At 56.5% G+C, this 16,776-nt stretch carries 15 protein-coding genes; 9 read left to right on the top strand and 6 right to left on the bottom strand.

Annotated features, from left to right (window positions below):
• The first annotated feature begins 184 nt into the window (after positions 1–184).
• The 3 genes from A3466_RS06370 to rluF all read left to right on the top strand — a co-directional run bounded on the left by A3466_RS06370 (position 185) and on the right by rluF (position 3,245).
• Positions 185–1,816 carry a Na/Pi cotransporter family protein gene (locus A3466_RS06370; RefSeq protein WP_063449882.1) on the top strand — a complete coding sequence of 544 codons (1,632 nt, stop codon included), beginning with the start codon at positions 185–187 and terminating at the stop codon, positions 1,814–1,816.
• A gap of 95 nt (positions 1,817–1,911) precedes the next feature.
• Positions 1,912–2,205: a type II toxin-antitoxin system CcdA family antitoxin gene (locus A3466_RS06365; protein ID WP_063449881.1), complete on the top strand. Its 294-nt coding sequence runs from the start codon at positions 1,912–1,914 to the stop codon at positions 2,203–2,205.
• Positions 2,206–2,372: 167 nt separating this feature from the next.
• Entirely contained in the window at positions 2,373–3,245 is an 873-nt protein-coding gene (rluF, locus tag A3466_RS06360) for a 23S rRNA pseudouridine(2604) synthase RluF (RefSeq protein WP_063449880.1), read from the top strand.
• Here the strand turns inward: rluF and A3466_RS06355 are convergent, their stop codons facing one another.
• The 3 genes from A3466_RS06355 to lysC all read right to left on the bottom strand — a co-directional run bounded on the left by A3466_RS06355 (position 3,246) and on the right by lysC (position 5,956).
• Positions 3,246–3,518: a DUF3811 domain-containing protein gene (locus tag A3466_RS06355; RefSeq protein ID WP_017382612.1), complete on the bottom strand. Its 273-nt coding sequence runs from the start codon at positions 3,516–3,518 to the stop codon at positions 3,246–3,248.
• A gap of 50 nt (positions 3,519–3,568) precedes the next feature.
• Complete coding sequence (gene panS, locus A3466_RS06350; protein ID WP_063449879.1) at positions 3,569–4,513, bottom strand: ketopantoate/pantoate/pantothenate transporter PanS; 945 nt, start codon at positions 4,511–4,513, stop codon at positions 3,569–3,571.
• A 93-nt stretch (positions 4,514–4,606) separates the two neighbouring features.
• Entirely contained in the window at positions 4,607–5,956 is a 1,350-nt protein-coding gene (lysC, locus tag A3466_RS06345) for a lysine-sensitive aspartokinase 3 (RefSeq protein WP_063449878.1), read from the bottom strand.
• 374 nt (positions 5,957–6,330) lie between these two features.
• Between lysC and pgi the strand changes: the two genes are divergently transcribed.
• The 6 genes from pgi (at position 6,331) to psiE (ending at position 12,675) form a co-directional block, all read left to right on the top strand.
• Positions 6,331–7,980, top strand: a complete 1,650-nt coding sequence (gene pgi / locus A3466_RS06340; RefSeq protein ID WP_063449877.1) for a glucose-6-phosphate isomerase — start codon at positions 6,331–6,333, stop codon at positions 7,978–7,980.
• Positions 7,981–8,345: 365 nt separating this feature from the next.
• Complete coding sequence (gene yjbE, locus A3466_RS06335; protein WP_003860341.1) at positions 8,346–8,588, top strand: exopolysaccharide production protein YjbE; 243 nt, start codon at positions 8,346–8,348, stop codon at positions 8,586–8,588.
• Positions 8,589–8,651: 63 nt separating this feature from the next.
• Complete coding sequence (locus A3466_RS06330; protein ID WP_063449876.1) at positions 8,652–9,290, top strand: YjbF family lipoprotein; 639 nt, start codon at positions 8,652–8,654, stop codon at positions 9,288–9,290.
• On the top strand, positions 9,287–10,024 hold the full coding sequence (locus A3466_RS06325) for a capsule biosynthesis GfcC D2 domain-containing protein (RefSeq protein ID WP_063449875.1): 738 nt from the start codon (positions 9,287–9,289) through the stop codon (positions 10,022–10,024). The genes A3466_RS06330 and A3466_RS06325 overlap by 4 nt, the downstream gene beginning before the upstream one ends.
• Complete coding sequence (locus A3466_RS06320; RefSeq protein ID WP_063449874.1) at positions 10,024–12,120, top strand: YjbH domain-containing protein; 2,097 nt, start codon at positions 10,024–10,026, stop codon at positions 12,118–12,120. Before A3466_RS06325 ends, A3466_RS06320 begins: the two co-directional genes overlap by 1 nt.
• Positions 12,121–12,264: 144 nt before the next feature.
• Positions 12,265–12,675, top strand: a complete 411-nt coding sequence (psiE, locus tag A3466_RS06315) for a phosphate-starvation-inducible protein PsiE (RefSeq protein WP_063449873.1) — start codon at positions 12,265–12,267, stop codon at positions 12,673–12,675.
• Between the two features lie 96 nt (positions 12,676–12,771).
• On the opposite strand, the gene malG is transcribed toward psiE, so the two are convergent.
• From malG to malE, 3 genes are all read right to left on the bottom strand, one after another.
• On the bottom strand, positions 12,772–13,662 hold the full coding sequence (malG, locus tag A3466_RS06310; RefSeq protein ID WP_063449872.1) for a maltose ABC transporter permease MalG: 891 nt from the start codon (positions 13,660–13,662) through the stop codon (positions 12,772–12,774).
• A 14-nt stretch (positions 13,663–13,676) separates the two neighbouring features.
• Positions 13,677–15,221, bottom strand: coding sequence for a maltose ABC transporter permease MalF (gene malF / locus A3466_RS06305; protein WP_063449871.1), 1,545 nt, complete (start codon positions 15,219–15,221; stop codon positions 13,677–13,679).
• Between the two features lie 116 nt (positions 15,222–15,337).
• Positions 15,338–16,528 carry a maltose/maltodextrin ABC transporter substrate-binding protein MalE gene (gene malE / locus A3466_RS06300; RefSeq protein ID WP_063449870.1) on the bottom strand — a complete coding sequence of 397 codons (1,191 nt, stop codon included), beginning with the start codon at positions 16,526–16,528 and terminating at the stop codon, positions 15,338–15,340.
• Between the last annotated feature and the right edge of the window lie 248 nt (positions 16,529–16,776).

Genomic DNA, 16,776 nt, shown 5'->3' with positions numbered 1-16,776 from the left:
CAGGGTGCCCTGTCTCTTTCTTACGTTTAAACCCTTATACTGGAAGAAGGTTCTTACCACATTGCCCGGTGGCGCTGCGCTGACCGGGCCTACGCGTAGGCCGGATAAGGCGTAGCCGCCATCCGGCAAGACAACGCGCAACAAACCTCAGGAAAACAGATAACGATAAGGAGGAAAACCTACCGTGTTGACGTTGTTACACCTGCTCTCCGCAGTCGCACTGCTGGTATGGGGCACCCATATCGTTCGTACCGGCGTGATGCGCGTGTTTGGCGCACGTTTACGTACCGTTCTCAGCGGCAGCGTTGAGAAGAAGCCGCTCGCCTTCTGCGCGGGGATTGGCGTTACGGCGCTGGTGCAAAGCAGTAATGCCACCACTATGCTCGTCACCTCGTTTGTGGCGCAGGATCTGGTCGCCCTCGCTCCGGCGTTGGTGATCGTTCTCGGCGCAGATGTGGGGACCGCGCTGATGGCGCGTATCCTGACCTTCGATCTCTCCTGGCTGTCGCCGCTGCTGATTTTTATCGGCGTCATTTTCTTCCTCAGCCGTAAGCAAAGTCGTGCCGGGCAGCTCGGACGCGTCGGCATCGGCCTCGGGCTGATCCTGCTGGCGCTGGAGCTGATTGTGCAGGCGGTGACGCCGATCACCCAGGCCAACGGCGTGCAGGTCATCTTCGCCTCGCTGACCGGTGACATCATGCTGGATGCGCTGATCGGGGCAGTGTTTGCCATCATCAGCTACTCCAGCCTGGCCGCTGTGCTGCTGACGGCCACGCTCACCGCCGCGGGCGCCATCTCCTTCCCGGTGGCGCTGTGTCTGGTGATCGGCGCCAACCTCGGTTCTGGCCTGCTGGCGATGCTTAACAACAGCGCGGCCAATGCTGCCGCCCGCCGCGTGGCGCTGGGAAGTTTACTGTTTAAGCTGGTGGGCAGCCTGATCATTCTGCCGTTTGTGCATCCGCTGGCCAACCTGATGGATAACATCTCCCTGCCGAAAGCGGAGCTGGTGATCTACTTCCACGTCTTCTACAACCTGGTACGCTGTCTGGCTATGGTGCCGTTTGCCGCGCCGATGGCCCGCTTCTGCGAGCGTCTTATCCGTGATGAACCGGAGCTGGACGCGCGCCTTAAGCCGAAGCATCTGGATACCTCGGTGCTGGACACCCCCGCGCTGGCCATCGCCAACGCCGCCCGCGAAACGCTGCGGATGGGCGACGCGATGGAAACCATGCTCGAAGGGCTGAAAAAGGTGATGCACGGCGAGCCGCGCGAGGAGAAGGAGCTGCGCAGGCTGGCGGACGATATCAACGTGCTGTACACCGCCATCAAGCTCTATCTGGCGCGCATCCCCCAGGACGAGCTGGCGGAAGAGGAGTCCCGCCGCTGGGCGGAAATCATTGAGATGTCGCTTAACCTGGAGCAGGCCTCGGACATCGTCGAGCGTATGGGCAGCGAAATCGCGGACAAATCCCTGGCCGCGCGTCGGGCCTTCTCCGTGGAAGGGCTGAAGGAGCTGGAAGCGCTGCACGAAAAGCTGGTGAGCAACCTGAAGCTGGCGATGTCGGTGTTCTTCTCCAGCGACGTGCCGAGCGCGCGCCGCCTGCGCCGCAACAAGCATCGCTTCCGCATTCTCAACCGCCGATACTCGCACGCCCACGTTGAGCGTCTGCACCAGCAGAACGTTCAGAGCATCGAGACCAGCTCCCTGCACCTGGGGCTGCTGGGGGATATGAAGCGTCTTAACTCGCTGTTCTGCGCGGTGGCGTATAGCGTGATGGAACAGCCGGATGAAGACGACGAGCGGGATGAGTATTAATCTCTGAAAGCGCCTCGCAAAACCCGTTTGCGAGGCGTGACACTCTATAAAGAGCATTTTACTCTTCAGACCTTACCTTTTTAAGGGAATAGAAAATGCTCGTTTATTACACTACACTTCGCCAATTCATGCGCATTCCGATGGGGGTTCTCATGCGCACTATTTATGGCATCAAAAAATCAGTCAATGTGTCGTTAGCACCAGAAATCCTGAAAGAGGCGCGACGGCTTAAACTTAATCTCTCTGCCGTGCTCACGGCTGCACAGCAGGAGCAGTTTCGTGCGCATCAGCACGCAGAGTGGTTAACAGAAAATAAAACTTCTATTGAGGCCATTAACCAGTGGGTTGATGACAACGGCTCCTTTAGTAACTTTCAGAGGTCGTTCTGATGGATCAATAGGCACGCATATTGCCAAAAGAGTTAGGCGAACGTGTTGCCGATCTTACGCAAAACCAGGCTTCACTGCGGGATGCACTCGATTTTTTGATCAACGGCTACTAACACTTTTTTGTCAGCCGCAAGGTAAGGTATATTTCGCCCTTCACAGGAGAAACTATGCTGCCAACTCAATCAACCCGATTAAACAAATACATTAGCGAGAGCGGGATCTGCTCACGTCGCGAGGCTGACCGTTACATTGAACAGGGTAACGTGTTTCTCAACGGCAAACGCGCCACCATCGGCGATCAGGTGGTGCCTGGCGATGTGGTTAAAGTGAATGGTCAGGTCATCGAACCCCGTGATGCCGAAGACCTGGTGTTTATCGCGTTGAACAAACCGGTTGGGATTGTCAGCACCACGGAAGATGGCGAGCGGGACAACATCGTTGATTTCGTTAACCACAGCAGCCGTATCTTCCCGATTGGTCGCCTGGATAAAGACTCTCAGGGGCTGATTTTCCTTACCAACCACGGCGACCTGGTGAACAAAATTCTGCGTGCCGGTAACGACCACGAGAAAGAGTACATCGTGACGGTGAACAAGCCGGTGACGGACGAGTTCATTCGCGGGATGGGCGCAGGCGTGCCGATTCTGGGCACCGTCACGAAGAAGTGCAAGGTCAAAAAAGAAGCGCCGTTTGCCTTCCGTATTACCCTGGTGCAGGGCTTAAACCGCCAGATCCGCCGCATGTGCGAGTATTTTGGTTATGAAGTGACGAAGCTGGAACGCACGCGCATCATGAACGTCAGCCTTTCCGGGATCCCGCTGGGCGAGTGGCGCGACCTAACGGACGACGAGCTGATTGAACTGTTCAAGCTTATCGAAAACTCCTCGTCCGAAGCGAAGCCGAAAGCCAAACCCAAACCGAAAATGCAGGCGATTAAGCGTCCGGTGGTTAAGGCACCGCAGACGGAAGAGAAAGGGCGAGGCAAGCCGGGTAACGGAAAACGCTTTACCCAGCCGGGGCGCAAAAAGAAAGGGCGCTGATTAGCGCCTTCCACGGGTTGATGTGCTGGCGGACCAGGAAAAGGTTGCCTCTGCATCCGGTTTATAAGCCTGCTCTTTTTTCAGCTTGCGGGCTTTTTTCGCCGCGGCATCACGTTGTGCCATCAGCTTGTCGATGTACTCTTTTTTAACCTGATTGGTTTCGGCATTCGTCAGCGTGCGGCCATGCGCGATGCGGGCGCGGTCGAGAAGCGTTTTCAGTTCGCGCTGCTCGGCTTCCGTCATGTCTTTCTGGGTCAATCGTGGTGTCGCCATTGCTGAAGCCTCCTGATGGGGAGGCTCCAGTGTAAAGCAAGCCGGGTTAATTAACCCTGTTTCAGCGCATCTTTTTTCGGTTGCTCATCAATCGGCTTACCGGACCAGTAGCCCGCCAGCAGCGAACCAGACAGGTTGTGCCAGACGGAGAACAGCGCGCCCGGCAGGGCGGCAAGCGGCGAGAAGTAAATTTTTCCGAGCGCCGCCGCCAGGCCGGAATTCTGCATTCCCACTTCGATCGCCAGCGTGCGGCAGGTGGATTCGTCGAAGCCAAACAGCTTCCCGCCCCAGTATCCGCCCAGCAGGCCGATGGTGTTGTGCAGCACCACCGCGACGATCACCACAAAGCCCACCGAGGCAATGTGCGAGGCAGAACCGGCTACCACGGCGCTGATGATCGCCAGAATGCAGACCATCGAAAACGCGGGCAGGTACGGCTCAACCGCTTTCACCACGCGTGGGAACAGATGGTGAATAACCAGCCCCAGCGCAATCGGGATCACCACGATTTGCAAAATGCTGAGCAGCATACCCATCACGTCCACCTGAATATGCGCGTCCACGTACAGGCGGGTTAATAGCGGTGTGGCAATGACGCCCACCAGCGTGGAAACGGACGAGATGGTGACGGACAGCGCCACGTCGCCTTTCGCCAGGAAGATCATCACGTTAGATGCCGTACCGCTGGCAACGCTGCCCACCAGCACCATCCCGGCAGAAAGGTCCGGCGGCATCTTGAAGGCCATCGCCAGCAGCCACGCCGCGAGCGGCATCACCAGGTAGTGCAGGAAAATACCCGCGGCAACCGGCGCCGGGCGGGACAGCACGCGTTTAAAATCGTCGATTTTCAGGTGTACGCCCATGCCGAGCATAATCAGCATCAGCAGCGTGGTGACCCACGGACCAATGCTCGTGAACGTGGTAGGGGTGTAATATGCGAGTACGGAGAGCAGCAGCGCCCATAGCGGGAACAGCCGGGTGAGAGCGGATAACATAGTGAATTCCTTGCAGTATTGTCGTGTTGTTTTGTAATAAAAAAGCCGGGTCTGTGCCCGGCTTATTGGTATTGTTTATCGTGCTAACGAATTTTATTCAAACAAATTCTGATGAAGTTTCTGCACGACCTGCTCGGCCTGATCGGCAGGCACCAGGAAGCAGAGGTTATAGCTGGAGGCGCCGTAGCAAATCATGCGGATGCTGAACGGGTCGAGCACGCCGAAGACCTCTTTGCCCACGCCGCAGGCGCGCGACAGCTTGTTACCAATGATGGCAACCAGCGCCAGATCTTCTTCCACTTCCACGCGGCACAGTTCGGACAGCTCAATCAGCAGCGATTGCGTCAGCAGGGTATCGCCGGTAGAAGTTGAGCCGGTGGTGTCGAGCGTCAGCGCGATGCTCACTTCCGACGTGGTGATCAGATCCACGGAGATATTATGGCGCGCCAGGATACCAAACACTTCTGCCAGGAAGCCGCGGGAGTGCAGCATATTATGGCTGTGCAGGGTGACCAGCGTCTGCTTGCGGCGCAGGGCCAGCGCGCGGAACAGCGGTGGGTTCTCGGTTTTCTTGCAGACCAGTGTCCCGCCCGCCTTTGGATCTTTACTGGAACCAACGAAAACCGGAATGTCGCTGCGCACGGCAGGCAGTAGTGTGGCCGGATGCAGCACTTTCGCGCCGAAGGTGGCCATTTCCGCCGCTTCTTCAAAGGCGATCACGTCAATACGTTTTGCCGCAGACACCACGCGCGGGTCGGTAGTGTAAATACCCGGCACGTCCGTCCAGATATCCACGCGGGTCGCGTGCAGGGCTTCGCCCAGCAGGGCGGCGGTGTAGTCGCTGCCGCCGCGGCCCAGCGTGGTGGTGCGTCCTTTGGCTTCGCTACCGATAAAGCCCTGGGTGATCACAATGCCTTCATCAAGGCGCGGGGCAAGCTGCTGGCTGGTCAGCTCGGCCAGCGCTTCCACATCCGGCTCGGCGCGACCAAAGCGGTCACTGGTGCGCATCACTTTGCGCACGTCAAACCACTGCGCCTGAATATTGCGCTCGCGCATGATCTCAACGAACAGCAGGGTAGACATCAGCTCGCCGTGGCTGACCAGCTCGTCGGTCAGCGCGGTTGAGGTGGCCAGCGACGCGGCTTCTGCCAGGGTGGTGATATTTTCCAGCAGGCGTTCCACTTCCTCACGAATGACGTTCGGGTTTTGCAGACGCTCAAGGATGTCGAACTGAATTTTGCGTAGCGCATCCAGCTTCACGAAACGCTCGGTCGCTTCCAGTCCTTCAGACAGCGAAACCAGCAGGTTCGTCACGCCGGCTGAGGCGGAAAGCACCACCAGGCGGGTATTCGGATCGGCCAGCACCACATCGGCGCTGCGGTTCATGGCAGCGTAGTCTGCCACACTGGTGCCGCCAAACTTGGCGACCACAAAACTCGTCATAACAACCTCGTGTCAGGGAATGAATAGAGCGACCTTGGCACAAGAATGAAGCGAGGACAGGTGCAGGCGCAAAATACGGCCCTATAAATAAAATGCGGGGGAGGTCCTGTCAATGCTGGGATTATGCGGATTTTTCATGGGGGGGTACCCCTCAGAAACAGGACTTATAACAGGCCCATATTTTATGCTCCTTTTTACCCCCTTTTGACCGACATTTCGCCACGCCGGAAGGGCGCGACAGCAGCTATACTTTTCGGGTCTTTTCACCTGCGTTTGATGCAGACCAGGGCAATGGCATAAAAACCATCACAATTTTTATTTGCAGGCGCTACAATCGACCGCAGTCACAATTCTCAAATCAGAAGAGTATTGCTATGAAAAACATCAACCCAACGCAGACCGCTGCATGGCAGGCACTACAGAAACATTTTGATGAAATGAAAGACGTCACCATCGCGGATCTGTTCGCGAAAGATGCCGATCGTTTCAGCAAGTTCTCCGCCACCTTCGATGACCTGATGCTGGTGGATTTCTCCAAGAACCGTATCACCGAAGAGACGCTGGCGAAGCTGCAAGATCTGGCGAAAGAGACCGAGCTGGCTGATGCCATCAAATCCATGTTCTCCGGTGAGAAGATCAACCGCACCGAAGATCGTGCCGTGCTGCACGTGGCGCTGCGTAACCGTAGCAATACGCCAATCATCGTTGACGGCAAAGATGTGATGCCGGAAGTGAACGCGGTGCTGGAAAAGATGAAAACCTTCTCTGAAGCGATCATCTCCGGCAGCTGGAAAGGCTACACCGGCAAGGCGATTACCGACGTGGTGAACATTGGTATCGGCGGCTCTGATCTCGGCCCGTTCATGGTGACCGAGGCGCTGCGTCCGTACAAAAACCACCTCAACATGCACTTCGTCTCTAACGTCGATGGGACTCACATCGCCGAAGTGCTGAAAAAAGTGAACCCGGAAACCACCCTGTTCCTGGTGGCGTCCAAAACCTTCACTACCCAGGAAACCATGACCAACGCCCACAGCGCGCGCGACTGGTTCCTGAAAACCGCGGGTGACGAAAAGCACGTGGCGAAACACTTCGCGGCGCTCTCCACCAACGGTAAAGCGGTGGGCGAGTTTGGCATCGATACAGCGAACATGTTCGAGTTCTGGGACTGGGTTGGCGGCCGCTATTCTCTGTGGTCTGCAATCGGCCTGTCCATCATCCTGTCCGTGGGCTTTGACAACTTCGTTGAGCTGCTCTCCGGTGCGCATGCGATGGACAAACACTTCTCCACCACCGCGCCTGAGAAAAACCTGCCGGTGCTGCTGGCGCTGATCGGTATCTGGTACAACAACTTCTTCGGCGCTGAAACCGAAGCGATCCTGCCGTACGACCAGTACATGCACCGCTTTGCGGCCTACTTCCAGCAGGGCAACATGGAATCCAACGGTAAGTACGTTGACCGTAACGGCAACGCGGTGGATTACCAGACTGGTCCAATCATCTGGGGCGAGCCGGGCACCAACGGCCAGCATGCGTTCTACCAGCTGATCCACCAGGGTACCAAAATGGTACCGTGCGATTTCATCGCCCCGGCGATTACGCACAACCCGCTGTCCGACCACCATCAGAAGCTGCTGTCTAACTTCTTCGCCCAGACCGAAGCGCTGGCGTTCGGTAAATCCCGCGAGGTAGTTGAGCAGGAGTACCGTGATCAGGGTAAAGATCCGGCCACGCTGGACCACGTTGTGCCGTTCAAGGTGTTCGAAGGCAACCGCCCAACCAACTCCATCCTGCTGCGCGAAATCACCCCGTTCAGCCTGGGCGCGCTGATTGCGCTATACGAGCACAAGATCTTCACCCAGGGCGCTATCCTCAATATCTTCACCTTTGACCAGTGGGGCGTTGAGCTGGGCAAACAGCTGGCAAACCGCATTCTGCCGGAGCTGGGCGACGATAAAGCGATCGACAGCCACGACAGCTCCACCAACGGTTTGATTAACCGCTATAAAGCATGGCGTGGGTAATAAATATGTCATGAAAAATGCCGGCGATATGCCGGCATTTTTTTATCGGATAATTCCTGATGTCTGTTAGTTAACTCAAATTTCTGGTCTGAGTTTAATCCGAAAAACGCGCCTAACCCGTTAATTACTGCGGTTTATTTTAAGAAAATACGCAGAAATACTTTAGCGTGTTTATATTATAACTAATTGATTTATATTGTTTATATATTTTATCTATTCTTCTTTCGTTTCATTTTTATCCATTAGTCCGAAAACCCTTTCCCTATTTCCCCGTACGGTAAACCCTCAGCTTTAGTTGTGTATACTCGAATCCGCCTGAATTTCTTTCGGGCAAATCTCCATTCATTCATTGAAGGGAAATTGTTATGAAGAAAGTACTGTATGGCATTTTTGCCATATCTGCACTTGCGGCGACGTCTGTCTATGCAGCTCCGGTCCAGGTCGGGGAAGCAGCAGGGTCGGCAGCGACGTCTGCGTCTGCGGGGAGTTCTACCGCAGCCAGCACCAGCGCCGTAAGTTCAGCCGTGGGTGTCGCGCTGGCGGCAACCGGTGGCGGTGATGGCTCCAATACCGGAACCACGACCACTACGACGACCAGCACCCAGTAATACCGGGTGTTTTAATCATAACCACACTTCGGTGTGGTTATTTCGCCCCTTCGGAGAAGAGTCGTGAAGCGACCTGCAATCATCCTGATTTGCCTGCTGTTGCAGGCGTGCTCAGCTACCACTAAAGGGCTGGGCAACTCACTGTGGGACAGCATGTTCGGCACGCCGGGCGTGCATCTGACCGATGACGAACTTCAGAACATGCCGTATGCCAGCCAGTACATGCAGCTAAACGATGGTCCGCAACTGTTTGTGGTGCTCGCTTTCGATGAAAACGGGCAGCAGAAATGGGTGACTCAGGATCAGGCCACCATCGTCACGCAGCATGCCCGAATCGTGAAAACGTTGCTCGGCGGCGACAACCTGATCGAGGTGAACAACCTGGCTGAAGATCCGCTCATTAAGCCGAATCAGATTGTCGATGGCGCAAGCTGGACGCGCACGATGGGCTGGACCGAACACAAACAGGTGCGTTATGCCACGGCCCGCTCCACTTTCCGCTGGGACGGTACGGACAGCGTAAAGGTGGGCAGCGACGAAACGCAAGTTCGCGTGCTGGATGAAGAGGTGACAACCGACCAGGCCACCTGGCATAACCGCTTCTGGGTGGACGAAGAGGGGCAAATCCGCCAGTCCTTGCAGTATCTCGGTGCCGGTTTCTTCCCGGTGAAGACCACCCTGATCAAGGCGGCGAAATCATGAAAACGCTCATCCACGTTGCGCTTCTCGCCAGCCTTGCCTCGCCGCTGGCGTGGTCTGCGGGAACGGTACAGGTCTACACCCCGGACAGCGAAAAACCCAAAACCTTAACCAATGCCGGGCATCTGCTCGATCTGGTGGGTCAGCCGAGACTGGCGAAAAGCTGGTGGACCGGGGGCGTTATCAGCGAGCGTCAGGCGACGATTGTCGCAGAACAAAGACATCAGACGCTGCTCGCCAGATTATCCGGGCTGGCACAGCAGGAAGACGCCGATGATGCTGCGGCCATCAACAGCCTGCGCCAGCAGCTTCAGGCCCTGAAGGTGACGGGCCGGCAGAAGGTGAATCTCGACCCGGATGAGGTGCGCGTTGCGGAAAACGGCAATCCATCGCTGGAGGGGGACTATACCCTGTGGCTTCCGGCTCAGCCTTCCACCGTCACCGTGATGGGGCTCATCAGCAGCCCTGGCAATAAGCCGTTTACGCCGGGCCGGGACGTCGCGAGCTATCTTGACGAACAAAGCCTGCTCAGCGGTGCCGATAACAGCTATGCCTGGGTAGTCTATCCGGACGGACATACGCAGAAAGCGCCGGTGGCTTACTGGAATAAACGCCACATCGAACCCATGCCGGGCAGCATCATTTTTGTCGGTTTTGCCGACCATTTCTGGACGAAAGCGTATGACGGGCTTAATGCCGATATCCTTCGCTCCCTGATACAGCGGATACCGGAATAATGAAAAAAACCTATCTCTACAGCATGCTTGCACTGTGCGTGAGTGCCGCCTGTCATGCAGAAACGTATCCGGCACCGATTGGCCCGTCGCAGTCCGATTTTGGCGGCGTGGGCTTACTGCAAACCCCGACCGCGCGGATGGCGCGTGAGGGGGAAATCAGCCTTAACTATCGCGATAACGATCAGTACCGCTACTATTCTGCTTCCGTGCAGCTGTTCCCCTGGCTGGAGACCACGCTGCGCTACACCGACGTGCGAACGAAACAGTACAGCAGCGTCGACGCCTTCTCCGGCGATCAGACCTATAAAGACAAAGCCTTCGACGTGAAGTTGCGCCTGTGGGAAGAGAGCTACTGGATGCCGCAGGTCTCCGTCGGTGCAAAAGATATCGGCGGTACCGGCCTGTTTGATGCGGAATACATCGTTGCCAGTAAAGCCTGGGGACCGTTTGATTTCTCGCTGGGTCTCGGCTGGGGCTATCTTGGTACCAGCGGCAACGTAACTAACCCGTTCTGCTCCTACAGCGACAAATACTGCTACCGCGATAACAGCTACAAAAAAGCGGGCTCCATCAACGGCGACCAGATGTTCCACGGCCCGGCCTCGCTGTTTGGCGGCGTAGAGTATCAAACGCCCTGGCAGCCGCTGCGCCTGAAGCTGGAGTATGAAGGCAATAACTACAGCGAAGATTTTGCCGGCAAGATTGAGCAGAAGAGCAAGTTTAACGTCGGCGCCATTTACCGCGTGACCGACTGGGCCGACGTTAACCTCAGCTACGAGCGCGGCAATACCCTGATGTTTGGCTTCACGCTGCGCACCAACTTTAACGACATGCGTCCGCGCTACAATGACAACCCGCGGCCTAAATACCAGCCGGAGCCGCAGGATGCGATCATTCAGCACTCCGTGGTGGCGAATCAGCTGACGCTGTTGAAATATAACGCCGGGCTGGCGGATCCGAAGATCCAGACCAAAGGCGATACGCTGTACGTCACCGGCGAGCAGGTGAAATACCGTGATTCCCGCGAAGGGATCGAGCGCGCCAACCGGATCGTTATGAACGATCTGCCGGAGGGGATCCGTACGATCCGCGTGACGGAGAACCGTCTCAACATGCCGCAGGTCACAACCGAAACCGACGTTGCCAGCCTTAAGCGTCATCTTGAAGGCGAGCCGCTGGGACATGAAACCGAGCTGGTGCAAAAACGCGTTGAGCCGGTGGTGCCAGAGAGTACCGAGCAGGGCTGGTATATCGATAAGCCCCGCTTCGATTTCCATATCGACCCGGTGCTGAATCAGTCCGTCGGCGGGCCTGAAAACTTCTACATGTATCAGTTGGGCGCGATGGCGACGGCGGATCTGTGGGTGACCGACCACCTGTTGACCACCGGTAGCCTGTTCGGCAACCTTGCCAACAACTACGACAAATTTAACTACACCAACCCGCCGAACGATTCAAAACTGCCGCGCGTGCGTACCCGCGTGCGTGAATACGTGCAGAACGATATCTACGTGAATAACCTCCAGGCCAACTACTTCCAGTACTTCGGCAACGGCTTCTACGGCCAGGTTTACGGTGGCTATCTGGAAACCATGTTTGGTGGCGCGGGGGCGGAAGTGTTGTATCGTCCTGTCGACAGCAACTGGGCCTTCGGGATTGACGCCAACTACGTGAAACAGCGTGACTGGCGCAGCGCGCAGGACATGATGAAGTTCACCGACTACAGCGTCAAAACTGGCCACCTGACCGCCTACTGGACGCCGTCGTTCGCGCAGGATGTGCTGGTGAAAGCCAGTGTCGGGCAGTATCTGGCGGGCGATAAGGGCGGCACGCTGGATATCTCCAAACACTTCGACAGCGGCGTTGTGGTGGGCGGCTATGCCACTATTACCAACGTTTCGCCGGACGAGTACGGGGAAGGGGACTTCACCAAAGGGGTGTACGTGTCGATTCCGCTGGATCTGTTCTCATCCGGTCCGACCCGCAGCCGTGCGGCAGTGGGCTGGACGCCGCTGACGCGTGACGGTGGTCAGCAGCTTGGACGTAAGTTCCAGCTGTATGACATGACCAGCGATAAGAACATTAACTTCCGCTGATGCTTGTTTGCCCGGCCTACGGTTTTTGTAGGCCCGGTAAGCGCAGCGCCACCGGGCGAATGCGCCAAACATAAACAAAAAATATAGATCCCCGTCACATTTTTGCGTTATACAGGAACCTCGCCCTGGAGAATGAGGTGCTGTATGACATCCCTGACTCGCCCGCGCGTTGAGTTCATCTCAACGATACTCCAGACCGTGCTGAACCTCGGTCTGCTGAGCCTTGGCCTGATCCTGGTCGTCTTTCTCGGCAAAGAGACGGTACATCTGGCTGATGTGCTATTTGCCCCTGAGCAAACCAGCAAATATGCGCTGGTGGAAGGCCTGGTGGTCTACTTTCTCTACTTCGAGTTTATTGCCCTGATTGTGAAGTACTTCCAGTCCGGCTTTCACTTCCCGCTGCGCTATTTCATCTACATTGGCATCACCGCGATTGTGCGGCTGATCATCGTCGATCATAAATCCCCGCTCGACGTGCTGATCTACTCGGCGGCGATCCTGCTGCTGGTGATCACCCTCTGGCTGTGCAACTCGAAGCGGCTGAAACGCGAATAAAAAAAGGGCGCTCCGAAGAGCGCCTAACAACAGTCACAAGTTGGTTCAATACAATACATCTAAAGTTGAGGGTTGCAGTGGCATTACAGATGAAACTTAACCTTTCACACCGCCCGCCGTCAGGCCGTTGACCAGCCAGCGCTGGGCCAGCAGGAACACTACGGTAATCGGGATGGCAGAGAGTACCGCCGCCGCGGCAAAGTCGCCCCACAGGTAGTTTTGCGGGTTGAGGTATTGCTGCATGCCAACGGCCAGGGTGTAGCTGTTCACATCGCGCAGCAACAGTGAGGCGACCGGTACTTCGGTGATCGCCGCGATAAACGACAGAATAAAGACCACCGCCAGAATCGGCACCGACAACGGCAGCAGCACCAGACGGAACGCCTGCCATGGGGTGGCGCCATCCAGCGCGGCGGCTTCTTCCAGCGAACCGTCGATGGTTTCGAAATACCCTTTAATGGTCCACACATGCAGGGCGATACCGCCAAGATAGGCGAAGATCACGCCGCCGTGGGTATTCAGACCGATAAACGGCACGTACTGGCCCAGACGGTCAAACAGGGCGTACAGCGCCACCAGCGACAGCACCGCCGGGAACATCTGGAAAATCAGCATCCCTTTCAGCAGCGTCGCTTTGCCCGGGAAACGCATGCGGGCGAAGGCATAAGCACAGGTGGTGGAGAGCGTCACGATGCCAATCGCGGTGATGGTTGCTACCTTCACCGAGTTCCACAGCCACAGCAGCACCGGGAACGGCGGCGGCGTGACGCGGCCATCGGCGTGCTCAACGCTGAAGCCCAGCGCGAGCTTCCAGTGCTCCCAGGAGATTTCATCCGGGATCAGGCTCCCGGTCGCAAAGTTACCCGAGCGCAGGGAGATGGCGATAACCATCAGCAGCGGGAACATGATGGCCGCGATGAACATCAGCAGGCCTATGTGCGTCGCGAGGAGGCGCAGCTTCTGAGATTTGGGTTGTACCATAGCCATGATCGATGCCCTCCTTAGTCAAATTTCATACGTGTGGCTTTCAGGTTCACAATCGCCAGAGCGCCAACCAGCAGGAAGATCAGGGTGGCAATCGCCGCCGCCAGACCAAAGTCCTGGCCGCCGCCGCCTTCAAAGGCGATACGGTAGGTGTAGCTCACGAGCAGGTCGGTATAGCCCGCCGGCGTGGTGGTGCCGAGACGGTCCGGGCCACCGTTGGTCAACAGCTGAATCAGCACGAAGTTGTTAAAGTTAAAGGCGAAGCTGGCGATCATCAGCGGCGTCAGCGGCTTAATGAGCAGCGGCAGCGTGATCTTGAAGAAGTTCTGGAACGGGCCCGCGCCGTCCATTGCCGAGGCTTCGTACAGGTCGTCCGGAATCGCCTTCAGCAGCCCCATGCACAGGATCATCATGTACGGATAGCCCAGCCAGGTGTTGACGATGATAATCATCGAGCGGGCGGTGGTCGGGTCGCTGAACCAGGCCGGTTTGATACCGAATAGCGCGCTCAGCATCATGTTGATTTCACCGAAGCTCTGGTTAAACAGCCCTTTGAAAATCAGAATCGAGATAAACGACGGTACGGCGTACGGCAGAATCAGCAGCACGCGGTAAATCGCTTTCCCTTTCAGGGATTCCCACTGCACGAGGCAGGCCAGCACCATGCCCACGGCAACGGTCAGGATCACAGTCAGGATGGAGAAGACTACTGTCCAGACGAAGATAGCGAAGAACGGCTTCTGGATGCCTTCGTCGGTAAACACGCGGGTAAAGTTATCCCAGCCGATGGTGACGGTATAGCCCGGGCTGAGCTTGTCGTCTCCCCAGCTGCCGTCGGCATTCACAGACTGATAAAAACCAATATCGTTGTTCGGACGGTACTTCACGCCGCTCTGGTTGTTGGTCAGCGTGCCGTCATCCGCCAGGGTATAGAGCGGCTGCGTACCGGAGAACTGGCGCAGCGAGCTCATGGTTACTTTGCTGTCATCAGGCAGCACGGCGGTGAGCTGGGTCAGCGCCTGGCGATTCTGGGTAATGATACGCAGGTTCGCACGTTCACCTTCCGGCAGGGCTTCAGCCTCTTTTAAGGCCAGCTTCTGCTCGCCGCCAAATTTGAACGCGTCGGAAAGATAGTTTTTGCCGCTCTCACCGTCAGTGAGCGCTAACTTCCACTCGTCTCCCTCAGGATACAGACCGAAGTTAAATGTCTTACCGGCCTGATAAGAACGGTCCAGAAGCACCTGGGTGGCGCGCTCTTGCGCGAGCTGGTTGGTGCTGCTGTAGTTGGTAAAGGCAATCGCAATGGTGCAGATCAGCGGAAAGAGGACAAACAGCCCCATCCCGGCCACGCCAGGGTAGACATAGCGCCAGGCGTACGCTTTACGGTTGGCGAAAATATACAGGCCAACCGAGCTTAAAATCAGCGTCATGATGGCAAAAAGGTATTCCCCTTGCACGTACATTAAAACAACAAGGTAACCCACCAGCAGACACAGCAGACCTATCGCTGACCACTTCAGCGCGTCGCTTTGCCACCAGCGTTTCTTTTTAATGACATCCATGGGGTTCTTCCTCTACAACGGTGGAAACTTTTCGTCAGGTGGCGCTGCGCTTACCTGACCTACGGATCGTGCCGTAGTTGTAGGGCGGGCAGCGTGTGCGCCACCCGCCGTTCTTCTTACTTGGTAATACGACCCTGAGCATCTTTCAGCGCGGCATCAACAGTCTGGCGACCGCTGGCAGCGTTGATGACGGCGGTACGGGTGGCGTACCAGAACGCGGCCATCTGTGGGATGTTCGGCATGATTTCGCCTTTCTGGGCGTTATCCATGGTGGCCGCGATGCGTGGATCTTTTGCCAGCTGATCCTGGAAGGATTTCAGCGCCACGGCGCCCAGCGGTTTGTCCTTGTTCACATCACCCAGACCTTCATCGGTCAGCAGGTAGTTTTCCAGGAACTCTTTCGCCAGCTCTTTGTTCGGGCTGGCGGCGTTGATACCCGCGCTCAGCACGCCAACGAACGGTTTAGACGGCTTGCCGTTGAAGGTTGGCAGCAGGGTCACGCCGTAGTTGATTTTGCTCTTGTCGATGTTGGTCCAGGCCCACGGACCGTTGATGGTCATCGCGGTTTCGCCTTTGTTGAACGCCGCTTCTGCGATGGAGTAGTCGGTATCCGCGTTCATGTGTTTGTTCTTGATCAGGTCAACCAGGAAGGTCAGGCCTGCTTTCGCGCCCGCGTTGTCCACGCCCACGTCCTTCACGTCATATTTGCCGTTCTCAAACTTGAACGCGTAGCCGCCGTCGGCAGCAATCAGCGGCCAGGTGAAGTACGGCTCTTGCAGGTTGAACATCAGGGCGGATTTACCTTTCGCCTTCAGCTCTTTATCCAGGGCAGGGATCTCTTCCCAGGTTTTCGGTGGGTTTGGCAGCAGGTCTTTGTTGTAAATCAGTGACAGGGCTTCAACCGCGATTGGGTAAGCGATCAGCTTGCCGTTATAGCGAACGGCGTCCCAGGTGAACGGGAACAGTTTGTCCTGGAAGGCTTTATCTGGCGTGACTTCAGCCAGCAGGCCAGACTGCGCGTAGCCCCCGAAACGGTCATGCGCCCAGAAGATAATGTCCGGACCGTCACCCGTGGCCGCAACCTGCGGGAACTTCTCTTCCAGTTTGTCCGGGTGCTCTACGGTGACTTTGATACCGGTGTCTTTCTCGAATTTTTTGCCCACTTCGGCCAGGCCGTTATAGCCCTTGTCGCCGTTAATCCAGATAACCAGCTTACCCTCTTCAATTTTGGCGAGAGCCGGTGCGGAAATCATCATTGCTGCAAGGGCGGACAATGCGAAAACGCGTGCGCCAGTCTTGATCTTCATATCTGCCATCCTTTATTGGTGATGTGCTCGTGGATACATAAGGTGGTTCAACGTGACTCAGTCTCCTTATTTGACATCCTCTTTCCATCCTCCCAGCCCCTACGCCCCACCCCCTGTTTGTGTGATCCTTGTAACATAAATTTAAGTTATGAGTGCTGGCGCACATAAAAACCCACTGAATTTTGCAGGCCGCTTCACGATTTTCGCCTCAGCCCCTCCGCTGCGGTCGCAGAGCCTGCTCTCTCATC

This window comes from Enterobacter genomosp. S, assembly GCF_001631805.1.
In the GTDB taxonomy this organism is placed as follows: Bacteria; Pseudomonadota; Gammaproteobacteria; order Enterobacterales; family Enterobacteriaceae; genus Enterobacter; species Enterobacter quasihormaechei.
This window is presented reverse-complemented; position numbering and strand designations above follow the sequence as displayed.

What these genes read in the sequence shown, in the direction of transcription:
- A3466_RS06365 (WP_063449881.1), top strand. Translation starts at nt 1,912, where the DNA reads ATGCTCGTTTATTACACTACACTTCGCCAATTCATGCGCATTCCGATG.
- rluF (WP_063449880.1), top strand. Translation starts at nt 2,373, where the DNA reads ATGCTGCCAACTCAATCAACCCGATTAAACAAATACATTAGCGAGAGC.
- A3466_RS06355 (WP_017382612.1), bottom strand. Translation starts at nt 3,518, where the DNA reads ATGGCGACACCACGATTGACCCAGAAAGACATGACGGAAGCCGAGCAG.
- panS (WP_063449879.1), bottom strand. Translation starts at nt 4,513, where the DNA reads ATGTTATCCGCTCTCACCCGGCTGTTCCCGCTATGGGCGCTGCTGCTC.
- lysC (WP_063449878.1), bottom strand. Translation starts at nt 5,956, where the DNA reads ATGACGAGTTTTGTGGTCGCCAAGTTTGGCGGCACCAGTGTGGCAGAC.
- pgi (WP_063449877.1), top strand. Translation starts at nt 6,331, where the DNA reads ATGAAAAACATCAACCCAACGCAGACCGCTGCATGGCAGGCACTACAG.
- yjbE (WP_003860341.1), top strand. Translation starts at nt 8,346, where the DNA reads ATGAAGAAAGTACTGTATGGCATTTTTGCCATATCTGCACTTGCGGCG.
- A3466_RS06325 (WP_063449875.1), top strand. Translation starts at nt 9,287, where the DNA reads ATGAAAACGCTCATCCACGTTGCGCTTCTCGCCAGCCTTGCCTCGCCG.
- A3466_RS06320 (WP_063449874.1), top strand. Translation starts at nt 10,024, where the DNA reads ATGAAAAAAACCTATCTCTACAGCATGCTTGCACTGTGCGTGAGTGCC.
- psiE (WP_063449873.1), top strand. Translation starts at nt 12,265, where the DNA reads ATGACATCCCTGACTCGCCCGCGCGTTGAGTTCATCTCAACGATACTC.
- malG (WP_063449872.1), bottom strand. Translation starts at nt 13,662, where the DNA reads ATGGCTATGGTACAACCCAAATCTCAGAAGCTGCGCCTCCTCGCGACG.
- malF (WP_063449871.1), bottom strand. Translation starts at nt 15,221, where the DNA reads ATGGATGTCATTAAAAAGAAACGCTGGTGGCAAAGCGACGCGCTGAAG.
- malE (WP_063449870.1), bottom strand. Translation starts at nt 16,528, where the DNA reads ATGAAGATCAAGACTGGCGCACGCGTTTTCGCATTGTCCGCCCTTGCA.